General features: G+C 67.7%; 1 protein-coding gene. It reads right to left on the reverse strand.

Annotation, left to right across the window (positions count from 1 at the left end; translation table 11 throughout):
- The coding region (locus tag K3N28_RS23155; RefSeq protein ID WP_228095267.1) for a rhamnogalacturonan lyase at positions 1 to 1,662 on the reverse strand (1,662 nt) is incomplete at both ends.

The following is a 1,662-nucleotide window of genomic DNA, read 5'->3' on the forward strand; positions in this document are numbered from 1 at the left end:
GGCCAGGGATAGGTGGTGACGTCCGAGCCGATGTGGAAGCTCGGGTGCGGGGGTTGGTTGTAGCCGGTGTTCTGCCAGGCGATGGCGACGCGGTACTGGACGTCGTGCATCAGGGTGGCGATGCGCAGGTTCGTCTGATGCGACGTGGCGTAGATCCGCAGCGCACTGCTGTCGCTGGTGCGCCACACGACCTCTTCGCGCCAGTCGCCGAACAGGTCGGCCGACAGGCCCGGGTTGGACTTGGTGCCGTTGTTCGAGGTTACGCCCGATCCGTTCAGGAGCGTCCCGGACGGGTAGTTGGTGATCTGGGTGCCGTCGAGCAGTTCGCGCTCACCGTCGCCGTCCCACCAGGACAGGAAGTTCGCCGAGCCGGGTTTGGAGCCGATGTTGGAGCCGGAGGCGTTGAGCAGGCCGCTGACGTTGGAGGACCAGTACTCGGCGCCGGTGTTCGAGGCGGTGACGTTGGCGGCGACGCCGCGGCCGTTGTCGCCGCTGGGGCTGGTGCGGAACAGGTTCGTGCCGTTGGAGCCGGTCAGGCTCGAGGACGGCTGGGAGCCGGACTCGTGGACCATGAACACCTCTTGGCCGGGCCGGGTGGGGACGAAGTCGGACACGTGCAGGGCGTCGCCGTGGCCGAAGCGGGTGTTCCACAGCGCTTGGCCGTTGGAGCCGATGGCCATGGCCCCGTAGACGACGTCCTGGCGGCCGTCGCCGTCCAGGTCGGCGATCGAGAGGCTGTGCGCGCCTTGCCCGGCGTACTGGCTGCCGGCGGAGTTGGAGTCGAAGGTCCAGCGGGTGGTCAGGTCGGTGCCGTTCCAGTCCACGGCCCAGATCACCGAACGGGTGTAGTAGCCGCGGGCGAAGATCATCGAGGGTGATGCGCCGTCGAGGTAGGCGGTTCCGGCGAGGAACCGGTCGACGCGGTTGCCGTAGTTGTCGCCCCAGGAGGAGACGTTCCCGCGCGGCGGGTTGTAGTTGACGGTGTCCATCGCGGCACCGGTCTGGCCGTTGAAGACGGTCAGGTATTCCGGTCCGCTCAGGATGTAGCCCGAGGAGTTGCGGTGGTCGGCACTGGCGTTGCCGATGACGGTGCCGGTGCCGTCGCGGGTGCCGTCGGCGGTCTTCATGGCGATCTCGGCCCTGCCGTCGCCGTCGTAGTCGAACACCTGGAACTGCGTGTAGTGCGCACCGGCCCTGATGTTGCGGCCCAGGTCGATCCGCCACAGCCGCTGACCGTTCAACTTGTACGCGTCGATGTAGACGTTCCCGGTGTAGCCGGACTGGGAGTTGTCCTTGGCGTTGCTCGGGTCCCACTTGACGATGTACTCGTACTGTCCGTCACCGTCCAGGTCGCCGACGCTCAGGTCGTTGGCCTCGTAGGAGAACGACCCGGAGGGGGTCGATCCGCCGGAGGGTCGCTGGATCGGGACGTCGAAGTAGCCGCTGGAGTTGAAGCGCACTTCGACCCCGGCCGCGGCGCCTTCGGTGCCGTTCGCCACGGCTCGCACGGTGTACTGCGAGCTGTTCGACCCGCCGGTGTCGAGGTAGTTGGTCGCGCCGGTGAGCGGCGAGGAGTTCAGCTTGGCGCCGTCGCGGTAGACGTTGAAGGCGACGTTCTGCGGGTCGGTGCCGAGCAGCCGCCAGGAGACGAGGCGGCCGTTG

This window comes from Glycomyces sp. TRM65418 (assembly GCF_019710475.1).
GTDB lineage: Bacteria > Actinomycetota > Actinomycetes > Mycobacteriales > Micromonosporaceae > Glycomyces.